Genomic DNA, 23,386 nt, shown 5'->3' with positions numbered 1-23,386 from the left:
GGTCGTTGGCTAAGGAAGGTCTGAATAACTCGCTTTTTTCGCCTTTACGATGATCAACAGGCTTCTGCCATCAAATTCAGGCCACAATTCACTCTTGAGTGTTCATTTTTTCGCCTGATTGCCGCACTTTAGCGGCAATCAGGCGCACTGCCCCTAGGGCAGCAGCACCCGTTTCACCCTCAACAGGTTGTGCAGCCCCGCCAGGAGATAGAGCCGGTTGGTATTTTTCGCCAGACCCCGGTAGCGAACCTTGCTGTAACCGAACATGCCTTTGATCACTCGGAAGGGATGTTCCACTTTGGCACGTACGCTGGCTTTGATGGTTTCGCATTCCAGCGCAACCTTCGACATCGTGGAGCGCTTACCAGGACGCTCAGCGATAAACCAATCCACTTTACGGTTCTTGTGCTCTTCGCGTTTCTCGATACCGCAATAACCCGCGTCTCCCCAGACACGTTTCTCTTTGCCATGCAAAAGCTGGTCTGATGCCGTCAGGTCATGCTCATTCGCGGCGGTAGTGGCAAGGCTATGAATCAGACCCACCGTGTCATCGACGCCAATATGGCACTTCATGCCAAAGTGCCATTGATTGCCTTTCTTGGTCTGGTGCATCTCCGGATCACGAGCCTTACCTTTGTTCTTCGTCGAGCTGGGCGCTTCGATAATCGTCGCATCAACGATGCTGCCTTCCCGAACCATCAGGCCATGTCGTGCCAACTGACGGTTGATCTTCTTGAACAGCTTCTTGCCAAGAGTGTGCTGCTCCAGCAGGTGCCGGAAGTTCAGGATCGTTGTCTCATCAGGAACCCGAGAGAGCCGAATCCCTGCGAAACGGCGCATAGACTCGATCTCATACAAGGCATCTTCCATCGCCGGATCACTCAGGTTGTAGATGATCTGCATGACATGAATGCGCAGCATGCTGGAGAGCGGATACGGCGGCCGGCCAGTGCTACCGGAGGCGTAATAGACCGCAATCGTGGACTCCAGCGCCTTCCAGGGTAGCAACTGATCCAACTTCTCAAGGAACACTTCCCGCCGGGTCTTGCGCTTCTTGTGTTCATATTCGGCTTCGGCAAAAGTCAGCTGGCTCATGGCATTCCCGGAAAGTGGCTGATAGAAAGCCCTGATTATGGCAAAGTCGGGGAGTTTTTCAGAGGTTCCCTAACCGATTTTTGGTGCTGCTGGCGACGCTGTTCATGAGTGCGTGGGGGATCTGGTCTATCAACAATACCCCCGTAGATGCTTTACCGGATCTGTCCGATGTACAGGTGATTATCCGCACCAGTTACCCAGGTCAGGCACCGCAGCTGGTGGAAAAACAGGTTACCTATCCACTTGCCACCACCATGCTGGCCGTGCCAGGTGCGCGCACAGTACGTGGTTACTCGTTCTTCGGTGATAGTTATGTTTACGTGTTGTTTGAAGATGGTACCGACTTGTATTGGGCACGCTCACGGGTGTTGGAATACCTTAGTCAGGTCCAGTCTGAATTGCCGCGTACAGCACGACCATCACTTGGGCCAGACGCTACCGGTGTCGGCTGGATTTATCAGTACGCATTGATCGATCGCACCGGCCAGCATGATCTATCGCAACTAACCTCGATACAGGACTGGTTTCTAAAATACGAGCTGCAGACTCTGCCTGACGTTGCAGAAGTGGCAACCATAGGCGGCATGGTACGTGAATATCAGGTAGTCCCTGACCCGGTCAAACTCGCCAGCCATGGGATCAGTCATCAACAAGTACGCAAGGCGATAGAACAAGCTAACCAGGAAACCGGGGGAGCAGTGCTGACGCTGGGCGAAGCGGAGTTCATGGTGCGCTCCAGTGGCTACCTTCAGTCACTCGAGGATTTCCGAAAAATCCCACTAAAACTGGTTGATGGAGTGCCAGTACAGCTTGGAGATGTGGCGCAGATTCGCCTTGGTCCGGAGATGCGGCGTGGTATTGCCGAGCTGGACGGTGAAGGGGAAGTCGTCGGCGGGGTCGTCATTCTGCGTTCAGGCAAGAACGCCCGCGCCGTGCTATCTGCCGTGCATGAGCGACTTGAGACACTGCGGGAAAGCTTGCCGGAAGGGGTTGAGATCGTCACCACCTATGATCGAAGTGAGCTGATTGATCGAGCGGTAACAAACCTCAGTTACAAATTGATTGAAGAGTTCATTGTAGTTGCACTGGTGTGCGTATTGTTTCTTGGCCATTTGCGTTCGTCACTGGTGGCCATCATTTCCCTACCGCTGGGAATCCTTGCTGCCTTTATTGTGATGCGTTACCAGGGTATCAATGCCAATATCATGTCGCTTGGCGGCATTGCTATCGCTATCGGCGCTATGGTGGATGCAGCAGTGGTGTTAATCGAAAACGCTCACAAGAAAATTGAGATTTGGCATCGGGATAACCCAGGGCAATCTCTGACTGGTAATGCGCATTGGCGAGTCATAGAGCAAGCAGCTGTCGAAGTGGGGCCAGCGCTGTTCTTCTCGTTGCTAATTATTACCTTGTCGTTTATTCCTGTCTTTACCTTGGAAGCACAGGAAGGGCGGCTATTTGGCCCACTGGCATTTACCAAAACCTGGGCTATGGCGGCGGCAGCCGGCCTATCGGTGACATTGGTTCCACTGTTAATGGGGTACTGGATTCGGGGAAAGATACCTTCCGAGGAAAGTAATCCAATCAGTCGCTTTTTGATTAGTTGTTATCAACCCGTACTAGAGCGAGTCTTGGCGTGGCCGAAAACCACCTTGCTGGTTGCCGGTTTAGTTTTTGTTACCGCCTTTTGGCCGCTAAGTCAGCTTGGTGGTGAATTTTTGCCACCGCTGGATGAGGGCGATTTGCTGTATATGCCAAGTGCCTTACCAGGCTTGTCAGCACAAAAAGCTACCGAGCTTCTACAGCAGACCGATCGGTTGATCAAAACGGTGCCTGAGGTGGAGCAGGTGTTCGGCAAGGCGGGGCGTGCGCGGACAGCGACTGACCCTGCACCATTGACGATGTTTGAAACCACCATCCGTTTCAAGCCCAAGGACCAATGGCGTGAAGGCATGACAACGGAGAAGCTTGTCGAAGAGCTGGACCGTATTGTACGCGTGCCTGGACTGGCAAATATCTGGATTCCTCCGATACGCAATCGTATCGACATGCTTGCCACTGGCATCAAGAGCCCAATTGGCATCAAAGTAGCGGGTAATGACCTAGAGATCATTGACCAGGTGAGCCGTCAAATCGAACAGGTAGCCAAACAAGTACCCGGTGTCTCCTCAGCATTGGCTGAACGGTTGACTGGTGGTCGTTATGTGGATATCGATATTCGGCGTGGCATTGCGGCTCAGTATGGCCTCAACATCGCGGATATTCAGTCGGTTGTCAGTGGTTTGATTGGTGGTGAAAACATCGGTGAGACAGTGGAAGGGCTGGAGCGTTACCCGATCAGCCTTCGATATCCTCGCGAGTGGCGCGACACGGTGCATCGCTTACGCGATTTGCCCATAGTCACTCCCGAAGGAAAACAAATTACCCTCGGAACCGTGGCGGATATCAAGATTACCGATGGGCCACCGATGTTGAAAAGTGAGAATGGCCGACTGTCTGGGTGGGTGTATATCGATGTTCGGGGGCGTGACCTAGCCTCGGTAGTGGATGATCTACGTGCCTCAGTGAATGATGGAGTCAGGCTGCCAGAGGGCGTCAGCTTGTCCTTTGCCGGTCAGTTTGAGTTCCTGGAGCGGGCCAATGCGAGACTGAAAGTGGTGGTGCCGGCGACCTTACTGATTATTTTCGTACTGTTATTCCTGACCTTTCGCCGTGTCGGTGAAGCCTTGCTGATTATGGCGACGTTACCGTTCGCGGTGACCGGTGGTATCTGGTTCTTGTATCTGTTGGACTACAACCTGTCAGTGGCTACTGGTGTCGGCTTCATCGCCCTGGCGGGTGTCGCTGCCGAGTTTGGCGTAATCATGTTGCTGTACCTAAAGCAGGCGTGGCAGGAGAGACAGGAGCAGGGCCAAAAGGATGAAGCTGCCTTGATGGGTGCTATCCGTGATGGCGCGGTATTACGTGTTCGACCTAAGGCGATGACTGTAGCTGTTATTATTGCCGGCCTTCTTCCGATTTTCTGGGGGGGAGGTACAGGTAGCGAGATCATGAGCCGCATTGCTGCGCCCATGGTAGGAGGGATGGTAACAGCACCTTTGTTATCACTTTTCGTACTGCCCGCAGCCTATCTGCTGATGCAACGACGTGATAGGAATCCGGATTGACCAAGCTTAAAGCTTGGGTGGTAATCTCCTAGTCTTGGCGCCGGATCAGGAGGTTCGGCCGGTAAAAGCGTTGAATTTAGCCACTTCACCAATAACCTATTGATAATAAACAATAATCTTGCTTAGGCGCTATTTGCATAACTTCGAGTGGCATTTCCGATCACGCCAAAAGCCTGCCCCTTCATTACAGCGAGTTCTGGAGTTGTTTAAACTGCCCCTGAATCACGGCTTTTTCTTGAAGAATCACCTTATTCTCGTCGGTCAGAAGCGCCACTTTATCCTGGGTAGTTTTCAGTTCGGTTTTGGTGGCTTCCAATGCTTGGTATAACACAGCCACTTCTTTATCTAGATATGCTTTCTGACTGGTGAGTGCTGCTATTTTTTCGGCCAGCTGCTCGTTTTTACTCTGATATTCACCGCTCTTCGCCAAAGCTTTTTCGAGGTCACGTTTCAGGTTCCGGATATCCTCGGTCTTTCGGCTTAGCTCACTGTTCAATGCAGCATTGGCCTGCTCAAGTTCATGGACCCTTTGTCGCAATTGCGCGTTGGCGCCAAACAGATCTGACGACCTTGACTCAGCTTGGGCCAGCCGATGTTGCAGATCCTGGATCTGATCTTTCAACCCCTGGCTAGCCGAACGGAACTGTTCGCGCTCCTGCTGACGGTCTGCGGCAGTTCGTTGCTGGTAATGCTCAAAATGATCGCGAATGTCTCGGTTTTCCTGCTTAAGCTCAGTGACGGTTTTTTTCAATTCAGTGGATCGCGCTATCGCTTCGTCCCGCTGGGACTCCGCTTTGGCAAGGGCGACTCGGGTATCTTCCAAAGACCGACTTTGCTGACGTTTTTCTTCATTAAGCAGCTCTAGCTGAACTCCCATGTCCTGTAGACGCGCAGTCAGTTGTACGATGGAGGTGTTTGCTTCGGTTAACCTTTTGTGGCGTTCGTCATTCAAAGCATCGAATTCTTGCCGGATTTGGTCGATGCGTTGGTCAGCCATTTGCTGCATCCGTTCGTGCAGGGATTTCACTACTTCCACCAAGTCACGTGGCAGTCCACTAACCTCGGCAGCGCCGTCGTTGTCTGACCGCCAGCGCTTCAATAACGGAGCGATGGTGCTTCTGCTCCCAGTACCTAGTTGCTCGCGCACCCGATCAACCGTGGGTTCTTGGTCGCCGGCTTTGATGGTTTCTGCGGCTTTAACAATATCATAGTAAGTCACTCCTGCACGGGCCATTGTAGTTCCTCTGAGATTATTTCGTTACGTATTACGTATCACGTAATATAACATTATATTTGTGTATTTTGATACCGCTTGAATTACTGAATATAAGCATCGATAATGAGCGTTATCGTGGGTTAAAGTATTTGGTTGAAAATTTTCAGCTTGTAACGCCGGTACATCGCCCCCTTTCTGCCGTCTTCAATAGGAATCCAATGAACCGCGAATCACCAGAAATGGCCACCGACTTATCGTTACGTAATGAAGAGTCAAGCCTGACTACCTATCAGGAAGCTGAGTCACTGCGGCACTACCTCCAGGCAGCCACTTCAGACAGCACGCGAAAAGCTTACCGCTCGGCGATCCGGCAGTTCGAAAAATGGGGTGGAAGACTACCAACGGATCGGAATACTGTGGTGCGCTACCTGTTAGCCAAAGCCGACTCCCTCAACGCTCGGACCCTGGATGTCCACCTCACGGCCATCAGCCAATGGCACCACCACCAGAGCCTGATCGATCCCGTGCGCGATCCGTTGGTGCGCAAAACCATGGAAGGTATTCGCCGCACCCATGGCCAGCCCAAGCGAAAAGCCAAGGCGCTGCGCCTGGAACACATCGCTCAGATGGTGAAGCATTTGCGGCGCTTGCCCGATAGCAAGAAGAATTTCCGAGATATAGCCCTGGTGTTGACGGGCTTTTTCGGGGCCTTTCGACGGAGCGAATTAGTGGCCATACAAGTCAGCGATCTAGCGTGGGAGCCAGAAGGCCTGATTATCCGCTTGCCGCGCTCGAAGACTGATCAGCAAGCAACCGGGTTCGCCCGAGCCCTACCTTTTGGTGCCGAAAACTGCTGTCCTGCCACAGCGATTAAGGCATGGATGGAGGTGGCCAGCGTTGAGGATGGCCCTCTGTTCAGACCCGTCAATCGGTGGGATCAAGTGCACGAAAAAGCCCTGAATCCAGGCGCAATCAACGACCTGCTCAAAACTTTGGGAAAGGCCTGCCAGTTCGATTTTGTACCGGACCTGAGCAGCCATAGCTTCCGCCGAGGCCTGTCCACGTCGGCAGCACGGGAACGGGTGGATTTTGAGCTAATTAAAAAACAGGGAGGTTGGAAGAGCGACGCCACAGTCTGGGAATATATTGAAGAAGGTCAGCAATTGTCTAACAACGCGACGGTGATATTGATGGAAAAGATGGCATCCATCATGTTATCCCCGTAACGCATTCTCCGGACTCGTAATCGCTATCGATATCTGAATGGGACAATGGGCTTTTGATTCTCGCGTTTTATTGTTAGTATCCAGCATCCATTTTTATGAGTCGGTCTGTTTTGATAATGAATCGTTGGTTAACAATCGTATTAGCACTGGTGATTGCGCTGCAGTCACTGGCAGCTATTGGCGATATAAATCAACCTCATTATCCCGCTACGCCTTATCACGCTCATGATCACGGGCATTCCCATGAAGACGTCCTCCTTGACTCGGTCACTCTGGAAATGGAGGAGTCTTCGACCTCATCGGACCCTTCGCGAGATCACGCGTCCGATCATTGCCATCAAAACCATGCCCATTTTCACATGGTGCTGGTGAGCGCGGCAACGGATATTGCCGTTTTGTCCGCCGGTCAGCGCTTGTCCGACTATCAAGCCCGTCATACTTCAGTCATCCCACCCTCCCTGCTCCGCCCTCCCATCGCCTAAGCCTACGACGCACCCCATCCAGGGAACATTTGTCATTTAGATCTTCGTAGGAGAAGTTCCATGCTTTTTTGCACGCCCAAGAGTGCTGGGCGGCGTTTACTGCCGCGTCAGATTTGTGTCCTTTTTTTATTCCTCTTAGCGCTGGCGTTCAGAGTTACCGCGGTTCACGCCGCCGATGCGCCTCTAACCCTGCCCAAGGCCCTCTCCCGGGCGATGACGCACAATCCCGGTCTGCGGGTATTCGACTTTCGCTTGCAGGGGCTTGAGGGAAAACGCCTTTCGGCCGATCAGGCACCGGCTTATGAAGCAGGCCTGGAGGTGGAGAATATCCTCGGTAGCGGTGCCCTGCAAGGTGTCGATGGGGCGGAATACACCCTGTCGCTATCCTCGGTCATTGAGCTTGGAGGCAAACGCCGGGCTCGAATGAGCGCTGTGAGCTCCCGCTATGATCTGATGGAGGCCGAACGTGAGGCGGAGACCCTGGATGTGTTGGGCCAGGTAACTCAGCGCTATGTCGCCGCCCTAGCCCTGCAGGAAAAGCTCGCATTGGCCGCCCAGGCTGTGGAATTGAGCGAGGCGACCCTCAACACGGTCACCGGTCGCGCCAAGCAAGGCGCGGCGCCCGACGCTGAAGTCTTGCGCGCCAAGGCCGCGCTCTCCCAGAATCGCATCGCCCATTCCGCCCTGCAAACGGAGTACGAGAAGCGAAAGATGGCGCTGGCCTCGCTGTGGGGCGAAACGCAGGTGGATTTTCAGCGGTTGCAGGGAGACCTATTCCGGTTTGAGCCTGGCGAGCGTTTCGAGGTGCTGTACCAGCTGGCCAGCGAAAGTCCGATGATCCGGGTTTACGCCAGCGAGCGGCGGATGCGCGATGCCGAGATCCAGTTAGCAAAAAGCCAATCGGAAAGTGATATTCGCTGGCAAGTCGGCGCCCGCCGTTTTGAGGAGACAGGCGATACCGCGTTCGTGGCCGGGGTGTCGATGCCACTGTTTGCCGGAAGCCGGAACCGTGGAGAAGTGCAGGCCGCCACGGCGGCGCGTGACGAGGTGGAATACCGCCAACAGAGCGCGCTGCTGCAACTGCACTCCCTGTTGTTCGAGGCTTACCACACCCGCCAACAAAACATTGCCGCCGTTGAGCAGCTGCGTGATGCGGTGCTGCCCGATTTAACCAAGGCGCTAGAGCTTACCCAGCAAGCCTATGAACGCGGCCGCTACAGCTACGTGGAGTGGACCGCCGCTCAGCGCGAACTGCTCTCGGCCCGCGAGGCACTCGTCGAAGCAGCCGCCACGGCGCTGCTCAACCAGGCTCTTATCGAACAGCTTACGGCGCAGTCCATGACCCAAGGCCAGGCCACGCCCGCTAACCAAACACAGGATTATTGAACCATGCAATTGATAAAACCACTCTACTGGATACTGGTGGCCACCTGTCTGGCCGTCACGCCTCTCCACGCTTCCGAAGATACGCACGATGACGACGGAGAAGTGCACTCAAGCGCGCCCGAGACCAAGGGTCCCCATGGCGGGTTGTTACTGAAGCAGGACGACACTACCGTTGAGCTGCAGATTTTTGAGCAAGGTGTACCCCCGGAGTACCGCGCCTGGGTAACACATGGCGGAAAGCCCATTACCGATGGTGTTGACCTCAACGTCCGACTCACCCGCTTGGGTGGGCAAGTGGATACCTTCGATTTTGCCTTCCAGGGAGACTATTGGCTAGGTGACGGGGTGGTGACCGAACCCCATTCCTTTGATGTGGAAGTGATGGTAGCCCTGAACGGTGCGCAATACGACTGGCAGTGGGAATCCCACGAAGGTCGGACCCGCATTGCAACCGACATTGCCGCAAAGGCCGGCATCCAAGCAACCCAGGCCGGTCCGGGCTCGATTGAGAAGACCTTGACCACTTATGGGCAACTCACCACCGCGCCTGAACAACTCGCACGGGTGCGCGCCCGCTTCCCCGGCGTCGTCACCAAGATAAATGCTCGCCTCGGTGATCGGGTTGCCAAAGGCGATTTGCTGGCGCAAGTGGAATCCAACGAAAGCCTCAAAACTTATGACCTGCGTGCGCCCATAGACGGCGTGGTGATTGAGCGGCAGATCAGTGAGGGTGAAATCGCCGGTGAGCAACCATTGTTTGCGATCGCCGATTTAACGACCTTGTGGGCGGAGCTTCGGGTATTTCCGGGTCAGCGCACCGAGGTCGCGGTCGATCAGAAAGTACACCTGCAAGCCGAGGGCTTTGATCAACAGGCTCGCATCGGTCATCTGCTGCCTTCGCCGGGCAATGCTTCGTCTTCCCTGGCCCGTGTGGAAGTGGATAACCCGGATGGCACATTGAGCCCCGGCTTACTGGTGGCGGGGGACATAGTGGTAGAGACCCTTGAGCTGCCACTGGCAGTGGAAAATCGTGCACTGCAGTCCTTTCGGGACTGGAGCGTGGTGTTTATCCAGGTGGGCGATACCTATGAAATTCGCCCGCTAGAACTCGGCCGCAGTGACGGCACCCTGACCGAAGTGTTGGGCGGACTACAGGCCGGTGACCGGTATGTGGTAGAAAACAGCTATTTGATCAAGGCCGATATCGAAAAATCCGGCGCATCCCACGACCACTAACCCAGGAGGCTATGATGATTAATGCCATCTTACGCTTCTCGGTAGAGCGGCGGTTTTTAACCTTATCCTTTATTCTGGTGCTGGTTGGTGTGGGTTTATGGAGCTTTCAGCGCCTGCCCATCGATGCGGTGCCGGACATCACCAACGTCCAGGTGCAGATCAATACCGAGGCGCCGGGGTATTCGCCTTTGGAGGCGGAGCAGCGCATCACCTTCCCGGTGGAAACGGCCTTGTACGGCCTGCCGAATTTGTCCTATACCCGCTCAATATCCCGCTATGGCTTGTCCCAGGTGACTGTTGTGTTCAAGGAAGGCACGGACATCTATTTCGCTCGGAACCTGATCGATGAGCGCCTCGGCTCCATCAAGAATGCCCTACCACCTGGCCTGGAACCTGAAATGGGTCCCATCGCAACCGGCCTGGGCGAGATCTTGATGTACACCGTGGAAGCCTTGCCCGGCGCCACCCAGGCAGACGGCAGCTCGCTGGATGCTACGGCACTGAGGGAGATTCAGGACTGGATTATCAAGCCCCAACTGGCGCAAGTACCCGGCGTGATCGAAATCAACACCATCGGCGGCTATGACAAGCAATACCACGTCACGCCCTCACCACAAAAGTTACTGCAATTTGGCGTCACCATGGATGAACTGGCGGAGGCACTGCGGGCCAACAACGCCAATCGTGGCGCCGGCTATATCGAGCGCAACGGGCAACAGCTGCTGGTGCGTTCACCGGGACAATTGGCATCCATTGCCGAGATTGAGCAGGTGGTCATTGCTAACCGCGACGGCGCACCGGTAAAAGTCAGTGATGTGGCCGAGGTGGCCATCGGCAAAGAGTTGCGCACCGGTGCCGCCACCCGCGACGGCAAGGAAACAGTAATGGGCACAGCCATGATGCTGGTGGGGGAAAACTCCCGCTCCGTCGCGAAAGCCGTGGCCGAAAAACTGGAGTCCATCCAGCCCTCACTGCCCGAGGGGGTCAAAGTGGAGGCGGTGTACGATCGCACGACCTTGGTAGACAAAGCCATAGCCACGGTGGAGAAGAACCTGCTCGAAGGGGCGCTGCTGGTGATCGTGGTGCTGTTCCTGTTGCTGGGCAACCTGCGTGCCGCCTTAATTACCGCCGCAGTCATTCCCTTGTCTATGCTTGCCACCATCACGGGCATGGTGCAATCGGGCGTGTCGGCCAATCTGATGAGCCTTGGCGCCTTGGACTTCGGTCTGATCGTCGATGGCGCGGTGATTATTGTCGAGAACTGCATTAGGCGCTTGTCCCACGCCCAGCATAATGGTCAGCTGCCCCTCAAGGAACGGCTTCAACTGGTATATGAGGCCACCAACGAAGTCATTCGTCCCAGCCTGTTCGGTGTCGCAATCATTACCGTGGTCTACCTGCCGATCTTTGCCCTCACTGGCGTAGAAGGCAAGATGTTCCACCCCATGGCGGCCACAGTGGTGATGGCGTTGCTATCGGCCATGGTGCTGTCGCTGACTGTGGTGCCGGCCGCCGTGGCGGTATTTATGGGGGGCAAGATCAGCGAAAAAGAAAGCTTTGTGATCAGCGGCGCCAAATCGCTGTACAAGCCGGCCTTACTGGTCGCCATGAAGTTTCGCTGGCTGGTGCTGGGATCGGCAACGGTGCTGGTGGCGGTCTGTATCTGGCTTGCGACCACCCTGGGTTCGGAATTTATTCCACAACTGGACGAGGGGGATATTGCGCTGCACGCGCTGCGCATTCCTGGAACGGGACTGGAGCAATCCATCGAGATGCAGTCGCAGTTGGAAGAACGGCTGAAGGCCTTTCCCGAGGTGGACAAGGTGTTCGCCAAGATCGGCACGCCGGAAGTGGCCACCGACCCCATGCCTCCGAGCGTGGCGGATAACTTCGTCGTCCTAAAGCCCCGCGATCAATGGCCAGATCCTGACAAAACCAAGGAAGAACTGGTGGCCGAAATGGAAGCGGCGGTGACCCAACTGCCGGGTAACAACTATGAGTTCACCCAGCCCATTGAGATGCGCTTTAACGAGTTGATTTCCGGGGTGCGGGCCGATCTCGGGATCAAGGTGTTTGGCGATGATATGGATCAGTTGCTGGCCTCGGCGCAAGCCGTTCAGGAAGTGCTCGAAACCGTCGAGGGTGCGGCGGATATCCAGGTCGAACAGGTTACAGGGTTACCCATGCTGTCGATTCATCCCAAGCGCATGGTGCTGTCGCGCTACGGCCTGAATGTCGAAGACTTGCAAGCATTGGTGGCGACCGGAGTCGGTGGTGAAAACGCCGGGTTAATCTATGAGGGCGACCGCCGCTTTGAATTGGTGGTCCGTCTGCCTGAAGACGTGAGGCGCGATATTGATAGCCTCGCATTCCTGCCCATCCCCCTGCCAGACGGCGGCTACGTGCCCTTGTCGGAAGTGGCTGAGTTGGAACTGGCGCCGGCACCCAACCAGATCAGCCGGGAAAACGGCAAACGCCGGGTGGTGGTCACCGCCAACGTGCGGGACCGCGATCTCGGGGGCTTCGTCGAGGAAGTGCAGGCGCGTATCGCACAGGACGTCGATTTGCCGGACGGCTATTGGTTCGATTACGGCGGCACCTTTGAGCAATTGCAATCCGCCAGCGCGCGCCTCGCCCTTGTTGTACCCATTACTCTGGCGATCATCATCGGTCTGCTGATCATGGCGTTCGGGTCGTTTAAAGACGCCATGATTATCTTCACCGGCGTGCCACTCGCGCTGACCGGCGGGGTGTTGTCCCTGTGGTTGCGGGATATGCCGCTGTCGATCTCGGCAGGCGTGGGCTTTATCGCGCTCTCAGGTGTGGCGGTTCTCAATGGATTAGTGATGGTGGCCTTCATTCGCGACCTGTGGCGGGAACAAGGGGATCTCATCACGGCGATTGTGGAAGGCGCTCTGGTTCGCTTGCGGCCGGTTTTGATGACAGCCCTGGTGGCGAGCCTCGGCTTTGTGCCCATGGCACTCAATACCGGCACCGGCGCGGAGGTACAGCGACCGCTGGCGACGGTGGTGATCGGGGGGATTATCTCGTCGACTTTGTTGACGCTGTTCGTACTCCCGGTGCTCTACGCGCTGTTGCATCGTAAGAAAATATAAACGCGGCGGGGCTGAACGGGTTCCGGCGCGCCAGGAACCCGTTGCCGCAAGGTAACTTGGAGGGCAAAGCGAAAACTGAGCGCACGCCCGCCTCTCAATTACATAATTAATGTGTGATCGGTTGGATCATTACGACTAAGGTTGAAGAAATTATGCTTAAACTCATATTTATCGCCATTGCGTCCCTTGCCAGTGTCACGGCTTGGGCCCATGGCATGTCGGCGGAAGACCAAGCCCGGATACTCAATGCCGGCTACCTGGAGTACATCCGGCTAGGCGCGACTCACATGCTGAGCGGATACGATCATTTGCTGTTTCTGTTCGGCGTCATGTTCTTTTTGACGCGCTTTGGCGAAATCATCAAGTTCATTACCGCCTTCACCGTCGGCCATTCCATTACCCTAGTGTTCGCCACACTGTTTGGAATTACCGCCAATTACTATCTGATTGATGCGGTGATTGCGTTGACCGTTTGCTACAAAGCCTTCGACAACCTCGGTGGCTTTCAGAAACACTTGCAGATGAAATCCCCGAACCTGACCTGGATGGTGTTTTCCTTTGGCTTGATTCATGGGTTTGGCCTGTCCACCCGGTTGCAACAGTTGCCGCTGGGCGACGATGGCCTGGTAATGAAGATATTGTCGTTCAATGTCGGCGTCGAGTTAGGCCAGATTGTGGCCTTGAGCATTATGCTGGTCGTGCTCATGGTGTGGCGAAAAACCGCGTCATTTGAGCGCTTCAGCAAAGCATCCAATGTGGCGCTGATGCTCGCCGGTGGCCTGTTGCTGCTGATGCAGTTACATGGATTCCAGCACACGCAGTATCCGGATGATTTTCCTCTCAACCGGGATGATCACCAGCATGCGCACGAGGACATGGGGGATAACAAAGACTCTCTGTCGAACTACCCGAAACGCCTTGAGCTGCAAGCCCCATCCGCTGACCCGCAGCCCGAGGCACCTGAAGTCCACAGCCACGACGATGGCGAGCCCCACTCGCATTAATCTTGTTAACTTTTGAGGAAATACTGTCATGAAACTTTTTACCGTCATTTTTACACTGATTTTACTGTCCGGCTTTCAGCAGGCTTTTGCACACAGTGATCACGCTCACGGACCGATTACTGAAGCGTCGGCGCTTCAGCTCGCCAAAGAGGCGACCATCCAGTTGACAGAGAAGGACGCCGGACTGGGTTTTGGAAAACTGCCCGAAAGCTGGAAGGCAATGTCAGCTGCCTCTGCGAAGATCCATAAGAAAGGCAGCGGTTATTTTATTGTCTCGGTTGCCAATGCGGCTGAGGCAAAAACGCTCTACGTGCTCATATCGAGTGACGGGGAAGTCTACGATGCGAATTTCACGGGGAAATTCGACGGTTTGGAGTAAGGGTAAACATGCCGTGGCAATGGCTCATCACCAAATACCTGATTACGGCAGCAGTCGTGGTGGTGGTTTCGGAGATTGCAAGGCGCAGTGACAAGCTGGGTGCCCTAGTGGCGGCCTTGCCGTTGGTGACCATTCTGGCGCTTATTTGGCTGCATGTGGAAAATCAGCCCGAGGAGAAAATCGCCAGGCATGCCTGGTATACCCTCTGGTATGTGCTGCCGACACTGCCGATGTTTTTAAGTTTTCCATTACTGTTGGGTCGATTGGGCTTCTGGCCAACGCTGCTTGTCAGCTGCGCGGTTACCGCAGTTTGCTTCGGCATCTTCGCGCTGCTGCTGCGCCAATTTGGCATTAATTTGTGGCCTTGATATGACTGACCAACACGGATACGTCCATGCACGTTTAACCCTTGAACCACTATAACGAGGTGAGATGAATGCGTCACCATGATCACGCGCACACTCATTCAGACGACACCAGTTCCAGACGTCTTGGCCTAGTATTCTTTCTCAATGTGGGGTTTACCCTCATCGAGTTTGTTGGGGGGTTGTTGACCAACAGCACGGCCATCCTGGCTGATGCCGTGCATGACCTGGGCGATAGCCTGTCCATTGGCAGTGCCTGGCTGCTGAACCGGCAGGGGCGCAAAGCGGCTGACCGCGAATTTACCTATGGCTATCGCAGGCTATCGTTGTTCGGTGCCCTTATCAACGGATTGGTCCTGGTGGGCGGGTCGCTGTGGGTACTCAGTGAAGCGATCCCCCGGCTGGCCGACCCGGTCATGCCGGTCACCGAAGGAATGCTCGCGTTGGCCCTGTTGGGGGTTACAGTCAATGGGTTCGCGGCCTACCGTCTGAGTAAAGGGAAGTCACTGAACGAAAAAGTGCTCAACTGGCACTTACTAGAAGATGTCCTGGGCTGGGTCGCGGTGCTGATCGTCTCGATCATTTTGCAATTCGTGGACTGGCCCATCCTTGATCCCTTGCTGTCCATCGGTTTTACCCTGTTTATTCTGGCAAATGTAATCCGCAACCTCTGGGCCACCGGCAAACTCTTTATCCAAGCGGTACCAGACCCGGCGCTGCATGATGAGATCCGGCGAACGCTGCTCGGCATTGAACATATCAGCGAGGTTCACCATCAACACCTCTGGTCACTGGATGGAGAGCACCATGTTTTAACGGTGCATTTGGTGGTGAGGGACTCTTTTCCGTTGGAGCAATACCCCGCCACCAAGGCGGCGGTGGCCGATGCACTTGAGCCATACCAACTGGCTCACACGACCATCGAAATTGAACTGCCGACAGAATCCTGTCGAGATTCCTCTGACCAGCATTCATCTGCTGGCTAGCATCACTAGAAGAGCGAAATTATGTCGGTTCTCTACACTCTGGGATTATTCGTCATCACGGCCGTAGCCGAAATCGTCGGTTGCTACCTGCCGTATTTGTGGCTGAAAAAATCGGCTCCGGTATGGGTGCTGCTGCCGGCCGCCGCAAGCCTCGCGCTATTCGTCTGGCTACTGTCACTGCATCCGACTGACGTCGGACGGGTGTATGCGGCCTATGGTGGCGTCTATGTGTCCGTTGCCTTGCTGTGGCTCTGGGGTGTGGATGGGGTTCGCCCGCATTTGTGGGACTTTGTCGGCGTGGCGGTAACGCTCGTGGGAATGAGCATTATCATGTTGGCCCCGCGAGGATGACAGGTGCTATGACTACAAAAAAGAACATTGATGAAAACCATGCTATAGATCTGAAGTGAACTCATGGCCGCCATATATCAGACAGCCTATCCACGTATCAAATCAGACATTACCCAGGATGAGTTGGGGCATGTCTACACACCAACGCCAGAAGACCAGCAGTTTGCATTACGTCACTGTAAACGAAGCAGTGCGGCCTTTTTGGGACTTCTGGTTCAGCTAAAAATCACACAGCGATTGGGTCGGTTCGTCAGTTTGGGTGAAATTCCAAAAGTGATTATCGCGCACATAAAATCCCACTGTCGTTCACGGGCCACAATCCAGGATCTAAATGCCTACTATGGATCTGGATCGAAGGATCGTCATGTCAAACTGATACGACATCATCTCAATATCAAAGCTTATGACGCGGCCAAAACGTCTGAGTTGACCCAGGCCTGGGCACTTGAAGCAGCGACCACCAAGGAAGCGCTACCGGATATTATCAATGTCACGCTGGAATACCTGGTCAAGGAGCGATACGAGTTGCCAGCGTTCAGCGTGCTTGAGCGGATATGCCAAACCGCCAGAGCCGAAGTCAACACCCGGTATTACGATCAATTGTGTGAATTTTTGACGGCTGAAAGTCGCCAATGCATCACGGATATTCTCCGTTCCAGCACTGGGCCGAATGGTTTTGGCTGGAGCACGCTGAAAAATGAACCGAAACGCCCAACTCCTCGCAATATCCATGCGTACATCCACTACCTGGAATGGCTGACCTCCCTGCAAACACTTCTGCCCGCGGATTTGGGGTTGCCACCGGTGAAACACCAGCAGTTTATCGACGAGGCCAAGGCCCTAGATTTCGCCGAATTGATGAAACTAAAGCTGAACAAGCGACTCGCTCTGGTCATCGTTTTAATCCGACACCAATACGCACGAACTCTGGATAATGCCGCCGATATTTTTATCAAACTGCTGTTAAAAATGGATCGCTCGGCGCAGAAACTGTTGGAGAAATACCTTGCAGACCATCAAAAGCAAACTGATCATTTGATTTCTGTGCTGACCGGAACGGTCAAGGTGTATTTGGATAAACCCGAATCGGTGTCAGCTTTTGATCCGGTGCTGGGAAAGAACAGCGATCAGTTGCTGCAAATGTGCGAACACTACATGGCCTTCGCAGGTAACAACTATTTGCCGTTCATGGTTCAACTCTATAGAAAGCAGCGATCAACTTTGTTTCGCACAATTGAAATACTCAATCTGGCATCGGCCACGGAAGACAAGGACCTACTGAATGCTTTTCAATTTATTTTGAAACACAAACAACGGCGCGCCGAGTTCTTGTCTATTCAAAGTAATCTAAATGATCCATCTTCCAAAAATGTGATCAACATTCGCTGGATTCGCGAAAGCTGGTGGAAATTGGTCACGGGAAAATCGACTAAAGCGGCGCAAGTCACCGAGGTCAATAAAACCTGTTTTGAGTTGTGTGTGTTTGAGCGGATCGCCGAAGAATTGAGTACCGGTGACTTGTTCATTCCCTACAGTGAAACCTTCGATGATTATCGGGAGCAAATGATCACTTGGGAAGAATACGAGGGGCAGTTGCCTATCTATTGCGAGGAGGTAGGGCTTATCGCCGGTGATACTGAATTTGCAAAAACACTGAAGGAGTCCATGGAAACGAGTTGCCAGAAAGCTGATAGCCAGTTCCCGGAGGATGAGCTAGTTCGTATTGAAAACGGGAATCTGATTATAGGTAAACCGAAACCCGAACAACCCTCACCAGAAGTCGAAGAGATTGGAGCGCTATTGCGCGATCGCTTGGACAAGATCAACCTGCTCGATGTGATCATTAATGTCGAAAAATGGTTGAACCTGAATAAACATTTTGGGCCGTTGTCGGGTTTCGAATCACGTATCAGCGACCCGGTGTTACGTTTTGTTCTGACCGTGTTTTGTTACGGCACCAATATTGGCCCTACCGAAACCGTGCGCTCTGTGCAGGGTGTGTCGCGCAAGCAAGTTGCATGGCTTAACTTAAAGCGCACCACGGAAGCCCGTCTTGATAAAGCGATTGCAAAGATCAATAGCGAGTACAAGAAATACCGTCTCATCGAGTGCTGGGGATCGGGCAACAGTGTGTCCGCCGATGGCAAGCTATGGGATCTCTACGAAGATAATTTACTATCGGAATACCATATTCGTTACGGCAGCTATGGCGGCATTGCCTATTACCACGTCTCAGATACCTACATTGCGTTGTTCAGCCGGTTTATCCCCTGTGGTGTCTACGAGGCGATTTATATCCTCGACGGCCTGCTCAATGATGAATCTGATTTTAATCCAGACACCGTGCACGGCGATACGCAAGCGCAATCCACACCGGTGTTTGGTTTGGCGTATTTGCTGGGTATTAAGCTCATGCCGCGCATCCGAAATATTAAAGATCTCAGCTTCTACAAGCCTGACCGAGCCATGGTGCTTAAGCATATTCAGTCCTTGTTCAAAGAGCCTATCAAGTGGGACCTTATTGAAAAGCACTATGCGGATATGATGCGAACAGCCATGTCCGTCAAAGCAGGAAAAATTACCGCCTCGACAATCCTGCGCCGGTTCGGTACCAAGAACCGGAAAAACAAGCTGTACTTTGCGTTCCGCGAACTCGGGCGAGTGGTCAGAACCATGTTCTTGCTAGAATACATCACCGATGTTGATCTACGCAAAACGATCCAGGCAGCGACCTGTAAGAGTGAAGAGTTCAATGAGTTTGCTCGTTGGTTGTTCTTTGCGAATGCCGGAAAAATTTCCGCCAATTTAAAGCACGAGCAAAGCAAAATCGTGAAATATAATCATCTGCTGGCTAACTTCGCGATCCTGTATAACGTGAACGCGATGACGGAAGTGTTTAACCAACTGAAGTCAGAAGGACACAATATTACCCGTGACCACATGGCGGCATTCTCGCCATACCATACCGAGCACTTGGGCAGATTGGGAAGTTTTGAGTTGGATCTAACCAAACAAGTTAAGCCCATGACATTTGAACTGCTGGTTGATTAAACCTTTATAATTCAAATAGTTATGATCGAAGTGGCTAATTCCAACGCTTTTACCGGCCGGACCTCATCAGCTGCTGATCCGGCACTGATAATTGAGGGGGGGGCTGCGATACCCCCCCCGAAACGAATAGTCATGTCCAGATGCCCTATGGATGGCTGGTTGTGGTAGAGAGTCACAGGGGTAATAACTTATTTCTCTATAGAACAATAGGTTACGATGTTTTTGGGGGATTTTGCACGTTTGTCTGCCAACCCTCAAGATGGCACCATTTACCTCCGGGCTGAACGAAGTGGCGGCGGAGATGGACGAGTTTACACAATCACTTATCGTGCAACGGACGAAAACGGTAATGTAGGCTTCGGTTCTGCCGAGGTTCTCGTTCCGCATTCCAAGGGCAAGTAGGGCAAGCAAAGCCTTATTCGTGATTAACCTGCCGGCCAAGATAAACTGGCCGGCAGGCTTTCTACGCTCAAAACCAGCAAGGAACAAATTTTGGGCGGCTTCAAAAATTGGCACTTATCAATTTATTGCTTACCTCTTGAATTTATCCAATTTTTCCGAAAATGCTCAGACTTCCCTCGCTCTTTTTCAAGCGCTTGTTTAAGCCTGGAATTCTCATGCCGAACAGAGCCAAGTTCTTTTTTTAGTCGATCTATCTTGTTTCTCAGCAGGGCTTCAACATGCCGAGACTCCTCGGGTGTTCTAGCTGGAACGGTGACATTATCAATTTTTACGCTCGAAGCCCGGTCTCCCTCCCTCATACTAGAAATCTGGTCTTTAAAGTTGTTGTAAAGATACTGTCGGCTTACACCAGCCAGCTTGGCAACAGCTTTAAATGTGATCGTTTCATTGCTCTGCTTCAATTGATCAACCGCTTGCTCGACGGCTCTACGCTTTTGAAGGCTGCGCTCATCCCTGGCCTGACGCAAACCATCAAGGTTGTCTTCACTCATTTATCCTCCAGTGAGGTTTTGCGCGCTTGTTGCTCACGACCTTGATACTGGCCATCAGCTTCAATCGAAGAAACTATGTCATTAAGCCGCTTGTATATTTCCTTGTTTTTAGCAAGTCTGCGGCCTGTAATTTCAGACATACGACTTTGCTGATTCTCCTGCAAAGCCACAAGCTCTTCTTGCTGCTCTTCAATCAGATTAATTACTGCGCCTTTCTCATTCTTAAAGAAATCTACATCTTTAGCGTCAGCGCGGTAATGTTTGCATGTATAGCAAGCATTCGCATGCTCGCACCAATCACCAATTTGAGCAGGCATTGTACAAGCGCCGCCACACACCCGTGTAGCTCTTATCTGACCTTTTCTTACGAGGAGGTTGGCTACGCTTTCATCTACCTCCCCCTCAATTGTGTAAAAGCGGCCACCGCCATTTTGCAGAAGGGCTTTTTTCTTGAGCTCAAGCCGGTTGTTTATATATGCGGTGGCCATGTCAGGACTGGCATGTCCAAGCTCCATCATAATCGATAATATGTCATGGCCATCTTTGGCCATTGAGGTGCCTTTGGTATGCCTCAGAGGATGCCAGGAAAATGAAAGAGGGGACCCGTCATCAGATAATACACCAGTGCTTACGCATTGTTTTTTTATTTCGCCCATAGTGTAGGCGGGCGATGTAAAGCTTTCATGAGTGCCATTGAATACAGGGAAAAGGTATTTGGTCTTCTTTCCGTGTCGTTTAATAACTGCAGACCGTTGCTCTTCAATCGCGTTAATTATCTGAGCATGGTCTTTATTATTCTTGTGCAAAGGCTTTACATTCCACTTGCTAACTTTGCTCTGCCAGAATGTAAGCAGCATGAAATCTGCGTCGTTCGGATCTTCATCTAGACAATCAAACAAAATGGCATGGCCATCTTCAGACCTCATGCCAGCCCCCATTATCAAAGTAAAAACACATGGGGTAGGTGAGGGCGCATGCTTTACTGCGAAATAGAGCTCATCAACAATTCTCTGAGAGTAAGCACGGCCACCGCCTTCCTGCGCATAACCCAACCTTCCAAGACCTTCTTTATAATGCACATTCTTAATTTTCTTCGAAGATCGACCTGAAACAGTTAAGCTAGGCCAAATGTCAGGCCACTTCCTGGCTGCTGTAGCCAGCATAGCCAGTGTGTCGGTATACCAGTTTCTGCCATACAAGCCTTTTGCGTTCCCCCAATCAACAAACATATCACCAATAATAACATCCGTTATTGAGCTGGGAGATGGCCGCTCGAATGTCTCATGCATGAAATTACTAAAATGCTTGAGTCTCGCAACATAGCCGGTAAGTGTTTTGGGGCCCAATTCTCCGTGCGTGACCTTGTCGACAATGTGTTCTCTGACAGCATCCCTTAACCACTCCGGGAACTGGTATAAATTGGCGTAGCTACTTTTTTGCTTCTGGAGATCCTTGTACCTTACGTGATACTCAGAGTACAAGTCATCGAAGAGCAATATATTCCGTTTTCTTAGGCTTTTAAATTGGTCGCGCTGAATAATTATTTTTTTATGGAAGTCGCCAACAACAGTAATTTGTGGGGAGGTGTATTCCTTTTCCTTCAACTCGCCCGACTTAGTGTACTGTATTTTCACCATCGCCCTGTTAGGGTTTTCATCGAACAACATAAAATGTGCAATCAGATCTTTATTGTGGCCTTTCTTGTTAGGACCAATTGAGCCTTTTTGTGGGAATTCTGGATGAGGAATATCGGCTATGCATGTCACCCCAAATTTTTGCAGCGTATTCTCACAGCATGCCATCAACCAGCTCATTGGGAGTCTTCTTCTTTGGACTATAGACTGCGAATTCATTCTTGGATCAGAAAGAAGGTTAGCCCAGTAGAGCTTGACCTCTAGTGAAGGTGTCTCAGGAATTCCAACAAATGAAATAGGGCTTCGGTCGGCTATATATTCATTAACGAAACATGGGGTCTCATCGAGAAGGCTTTTATTCCATACACTTTCTTGTGCTAATACTGGTGATATAGCGTTTAAACGTGCTTCCATTTGCGCCGAATATAAATCAGCGCCTTCCTTGTCATGTGAAATCAGCTCTAAATCCATTTAATGCCTCGCTCAGCCAATTGGGTGCCGGATTCCATAAATTCTTCAAGCCGCTCCTTCAGCTTGTTTGGGCCGGTCAGATGTAATTTTCTAACCTCACTACTAAAGAGGTGCTTATAAAAATCGAGAGTTGTTTGAGGGCTGGCATGCCCAAGTCGGTCAGCAACGGCTAGCAACCCGTGCCCATCAGCGATAGCCTCACTAGCATGTGTGTGGCGAAAGTGGTGCCAAGTAAATGTATAGCCCGTACGTTTGATTAAATACGTTTTTAGATTCTCGGCGTAGCTCCGAGATAGGGCTTTTCCAATCCTGCCTTTCTTAACATTACAGAACACATATTCCGTGCCTGATTCAAACGCTGCCAGGTATTCTGTGCTTGTAATGTAATCTTCGTACATTTCAAGCAGGTAAGGCATTACAGGGATTGCTCTAGCACGCTTGGATTTGGCCCTGGCCCCATTTTCATTGTCAGATCGAGGAATTACCCAAATAACACCGTCAGCAAGGTCAACATCAGCATGGCGAAGTCCCAAAGCTTCTCCAATCCGCATTCCGGTGTTGTAGAGGAGGGTGACAAGAAAGGCGTCGCGGACCAGGCTGCATGCCTTTATGAGCTCCAGAACCGCCTCAGGCGACATCCTTTTTTCAGTTACTCTCTTCCTTACGGACCCCAGATCCCCTTTAAGGTAAGGATCTTTCTTCCTGACACTTCTGCGTTGATTGATGTGTTCAAGGAAAGGCTTATAGCTGTCTACAGGCTGATGTCGATTGCTGACAGCGACTGATGCAAAAGCAGGCTCTCTGCCTGTCAAATAGCGATAAAAGGACTTAACGGCCAGGTGCACCTGGTTATTCACCGTTGGGCCCAGCCTAGCTGCAGGCTCCAATGAAGGAGAAAGAAAGGCAAGATTTGAGGAATCATCGGCCATACCACTCAGATGGTAAGGCAGCCACTCAAGGAAACGATCATAGTCGGAAACAGTTATCCCGGTGATTTCCTTACTGTTTGAGTGGAGGTAAGTCCCAAGACGAGCAACATGACGTGCATATGCCTGGATTGTATTGGGAGAGAGATTGATCTGTTCAAGATGCACGATCCAATCACGAATCTCGTCTACTGGGTTTCCGTGATCATCTATAACGGTCCATGAATAGTTAGAATCATCAAATCGGATCTTTACGAGTTCCAGCACAAGCTGCTTCCATGCAGAGTGGACAAGGTGTGCATATACTGACTGGCCATTCTGAGAAGCTCAACTACATCCTCA

At 52.4% G+C, this 23,386-nt stretch carries 16 protein-coding genes; 11 read left to right on the top strand and 5 right to left on the bottom strand.

The window, feature by feature from the left end; genetic code table 11:
* Positions 1 to 153: 153 nt before the first annotated feature.
* A complete protein-coding gene (locus tag KZ772_RS03160; RefSeq protein ID WP_064782570.1) occupies positions 154 to 1,095 on the bottom strand; it encodes an IS5 family transposase in 942 nt (313 codons plus the stop codon).
* Between the two features lie 83 nt (positions 1,096 to 1,178).
* Here KZ772_RS03160 and KZ772_RS03155 point away from each other — a divergent pair, with 83 nt between their 5' ends.
* Positions 1,179 to 4,262, top strand: a complete 3,084-nt coding sequence (locus KZ772_RS03155; protein ID WP_290538430.1) for an efflux RND transporter permease subunit — start codon at positions 1,179 to 1,181, stop codon at positions 4,260 to 4,262.
* A 184-nt stretch (positions 4,263 to 4,446) separates the two neighbouring features.
* Here the strand turns inward: KZ772_RS03155 and KZ772_RS03150 are convergent, their stop codons facing one another.
* Complete coding sequence (locus tag KZ772_RS03150; protein WP_290538429.1) at positions 4,447 to 5,496, bottom strand: DNA-binding protein; 1,050 nt, start codon at positions 5,494 to 5,496, stop codon at positions 4,447 to 4,449.
* Between the two features lie 200 nt (positions 5,497 to 5,696).
* Between KZ772_RS03150 and KZ772_RS03145 the strand changes: the two genes are divergently transcribed.
* From KZ772_RS03145 to KZ772_RS03100, 10 genes are all read left to right on the top strand, one after another.
* Complete coding sequence (locus KZ772_RS03145; RefSeq protein WP_290538428.1) at positions 5,697 to 6,704, top strand: site-specific integrase; 1,008 nt, start codon at positions 5,697 to 5,699, stop codon at positions 6,702 to 6,704.
* Positions 6,705 to 7,246: 542 nt separating this feature from the next.
* A complete protein-coding gene (locus KZ772_RS03140; protein WP_290538427.1) occupies positions 7,247 to 8,572 on the top strand; it encodes a TolC family protein in 1,326 nt (441 codons plus the stop codon).
* A gap of 3 nt (positions 8,573 to 8,575) precedes the next feature.
* Entirely contained in the window at positions 8,576 to 9,808 is a 1,233-nt protein-coding gene (locus KZ772_RS03135; protein WP_290538426.1) for an efflux RND transporter periplasmic adaptor subunit, read from the top strand.
* A gap of 14 nt (positions 9,809 to 9,822) precedes the next feature.
* Positions 9,823 to 12,924 (top strand): CusA/CzcA family heavy metal efflux RND transporter, encoded by a 3,102-nt coding sequence (locus KZ772_RS03130; RefSeq protein WP_290539510.1) that lies wholly within the window; start codon positions 9,823 to 9,825, stop codon positions 12,922 to 12,924.
* 152 nt (positions 12,925 to 13,076) lie between these two features.
* Positions 13,077 to 13,928 (top strand): HupE/UreJ family protein, encoded by an 852-nt coding sequence (locus KZ772_RS03125; RefSeq protein ID WP_290538425.1) that lies wholly within the window; start codon positions 13,077 to 13,079, stop codon positions 13,926 to 13,928.
* A gap of 28 nt (positions 13,929 to 13,956) precedes the next feature.
* Complete coding sequence (locus tag KZ772_RS03120) at positions 13,957 to 14,307, top strand: DUF6488 family protein (protein ID WP_290538424.1); 351 nt, start codon at positions 13,957 to 13,959, stop codon at positions 14,305 to 14,307.
* A gap of 8 nt (positions 14,308 to 14,315) precedes the next feature.
* Entirely contained in the window at positions 14,316 to 14,675 is a 360-nt protein-coding gene (locus KZ772_RS03115; protein ID WP_290538423.1) for a DUF3147 family protein, read from the top strand.
* A gap of 68 nt (positions 14,676 to 14,743) precedes the next feature.
* Complete coding sequence (locus KZ772_RS03110; protein ID WP_290538422.1) at positions 14,744 to 15,658, top strand: cation diffusion facilitator family transporter; 915 nt, start codon at positions 14,744 to 14,746, stop codon at positions 15,656 to 15,658.
* Between the two features lie 21 nt (positions 15,659 to 15,679).
* Positions 15,680 to 16,009 (top strand): YnfA family protein, encoded by a 330-nt coding sequence (locus KZ772_RS03105; RefSeq protein WP_290538421.1) that lies wholly within the window; start codon positions 15,680 to 15,682, stop codon positions 16,007 to 16,009.
* 63 nt (positions 16,010 to 16,072) lie between these two features.
* Positions 16,073 to 19,060, top strand: coding sequence for a Tn3 family transposase (locus KZ772_RS03100; RefSeq protein WP_290538420.1), 2,988 nt, complete (start codon positions 16,073 to 16,075; stop codon positions 19,058 to 19,060).
* Between the two features lie 524 nt (positions 19,061 to 19,584).
* Here the strand turns inward: KZ772_RS03100 and KZ772_RS03095 are convergent.
* Genes KZ772_RS03095 through KZ772_RS03085 form a run of 3 tightly spaced genes read right to left on the bottom strand, consistent with a single transcriptional unit; the run spans position 19,585 to position 23,311 of the window.
* Positions 19,585 to 20,013: a DUF6262 family protein gene (locus KZ772_RS03095; RefSeq protein ID WP_050731506.1), complete on the bottom strand. Its 429-nt coding sequence runs from the start codon at positions 20,011 to 20,013 to the stop codon at positions 19,585 to 19,587.
* Entirely contained in the window at positions 20,010 to 22,118 is a 2,109-nt protein-coding gene (locus tag KZ772_RS03090; protein WP_290538419.1) for a tyrosine-type recombinase/integrase, read from the bottom strand. The genes KZ772_RS03095 and KZ772_RS03090 overlap by 4 nt, the downstream gene beginning before the upstream one ends.
* Positions 22,109 to 23,311 carry a tyrosine-type recombinase/integrase gene (locus KZ772_RS03085; RefSeq protein WP_089031988.1) on the bottom strand — a complete coding sequence of 401 codons (1,203 nt, stop codon included), beginning with the start codon at positions 23,309 to 23,311 and terminating at the stop codon, positions 22,109 to 22,111. Before KZ772_RS03085 ends, KZ772_RS03090 begins: the two co-directional genes overlap by 10 nt.
* Between the last annotated feature and the right edge of the window lie 75 nt (positions 23,312 to 23,386).

Source organism: Alcanivorax sp., assembly GCF_019431375.1.
GTDB lineage: Bacteria > Pseudomonadota > Gammaproteobacteria > Pseudomonadales > Alcanivoracaceae > Alcanivorax > Alcanivorax jadensis_A.
Note: the sequence above shows the minus strand (reverse complement) of the source record. Positions and strands in the feature narration are given on the sequence as shown.

Excerpts from the sequence above, each read along its gene's own strand:
- KZ772_RS03160 (WP_064782570.1), bottom strand. The coding sequence starts at position 1,095 with ATGAGCCAGCTGACTTTTGCCGAAGCCGAATATGAACACAAGAAGCGC.
- KZ772_RS03150 (WP_290538429.1), bottom strand. The coding sequence starts at position 5,496 with ATGGCCCGTGCAGGAGTGACTTACTATGATATTGTTAAAGCCGCAGAA.
- KZ772_RS03145 (WP_290538428.1), top strand. The coding sequence starts at position 5,697 with ATGAACCGCGAATCACCAGAAATGGCCACCGACTTATCGTTACGTAAT.
- KZ772_RS03140 (WP_290538427.1), top strand. The coding sequence starts at position 7,247 with ATGCTTTTTTGCACGCCCAAGAGTGCTGGGCGGCGTTTACTGCCGCGT.
- KZ772_RS03135 (WP_290538426.1), top strand. The coding sequence starts at position 8,576 with ATGCAATTGATAAAACCACTCTACTGGATACTGGTGGCCACCTGTCTG.
- KZ772_RS03130 (WP_290539510.1), top strand. The coding sequence starts at position 9,823 with ATGATTAATGCCATCTTACGCTTCTCGGTAGAGCGGCGGTTTTTAACC.
- KZ772_RS03125 (WP_290538425.1), top strand. The coding sequence starts at position 13,077 with ATGCTTAAACTCATATTTATCGCCATTGCGTCCCTTGCCAGTGTCACG.
- KZ772_RS03120 (WP_290538424.1), top strand. The coding sequence starts at position 13,957 with ATGAAACTTTTTACCGTCATTTTTACACTGATTTTACTGTCCGGCTTT.
- KZ772_RS03115 (WP_290538423.1), top strand. The coding sequence starts at position 14,316 with ATGCCGTGGCAATGGCTCATCACCAAATACCTGATTACGGCAGCAGTC.
- KZ772_RS03110 (WP_290538422.1), top strand. The coding sequence starts at position 14,744 with ATGCGTCACCATGATCACGCGCACACTCATTCAGACGACACCAGTTCC.
- KZ772_RS03105 (WP_290538421.1), top strand. The coding sequence starts at position 15,680 with ATGTCGGTTCTCTACACTCTGGGATTATTCGTCATCACGGCCGTAGCC.
- KZ772_RS03100 (WP_290538420.1), top strand. The coding sequence starts at position 16,073 with ATGGCCGCCATATATCAGACAGCCTATCCACGTATCAAATCAGACATT.
- KZ772_RS03095 (WP_050731506.1), bottom strand. The coding sequence starts at position 20,013 with ATGAGTGAAGACAACCTTGATGGTTTGCGTCAGGCCAGGGATGAGCGC.
- KZ772_RS03090 (WP_290538419.1), bottom strand. The coding sequence starts at position 22,118 with ATGGATTTAGAGCTGATTTCACATGACAAGGAAGGCGCTGATTTATAT.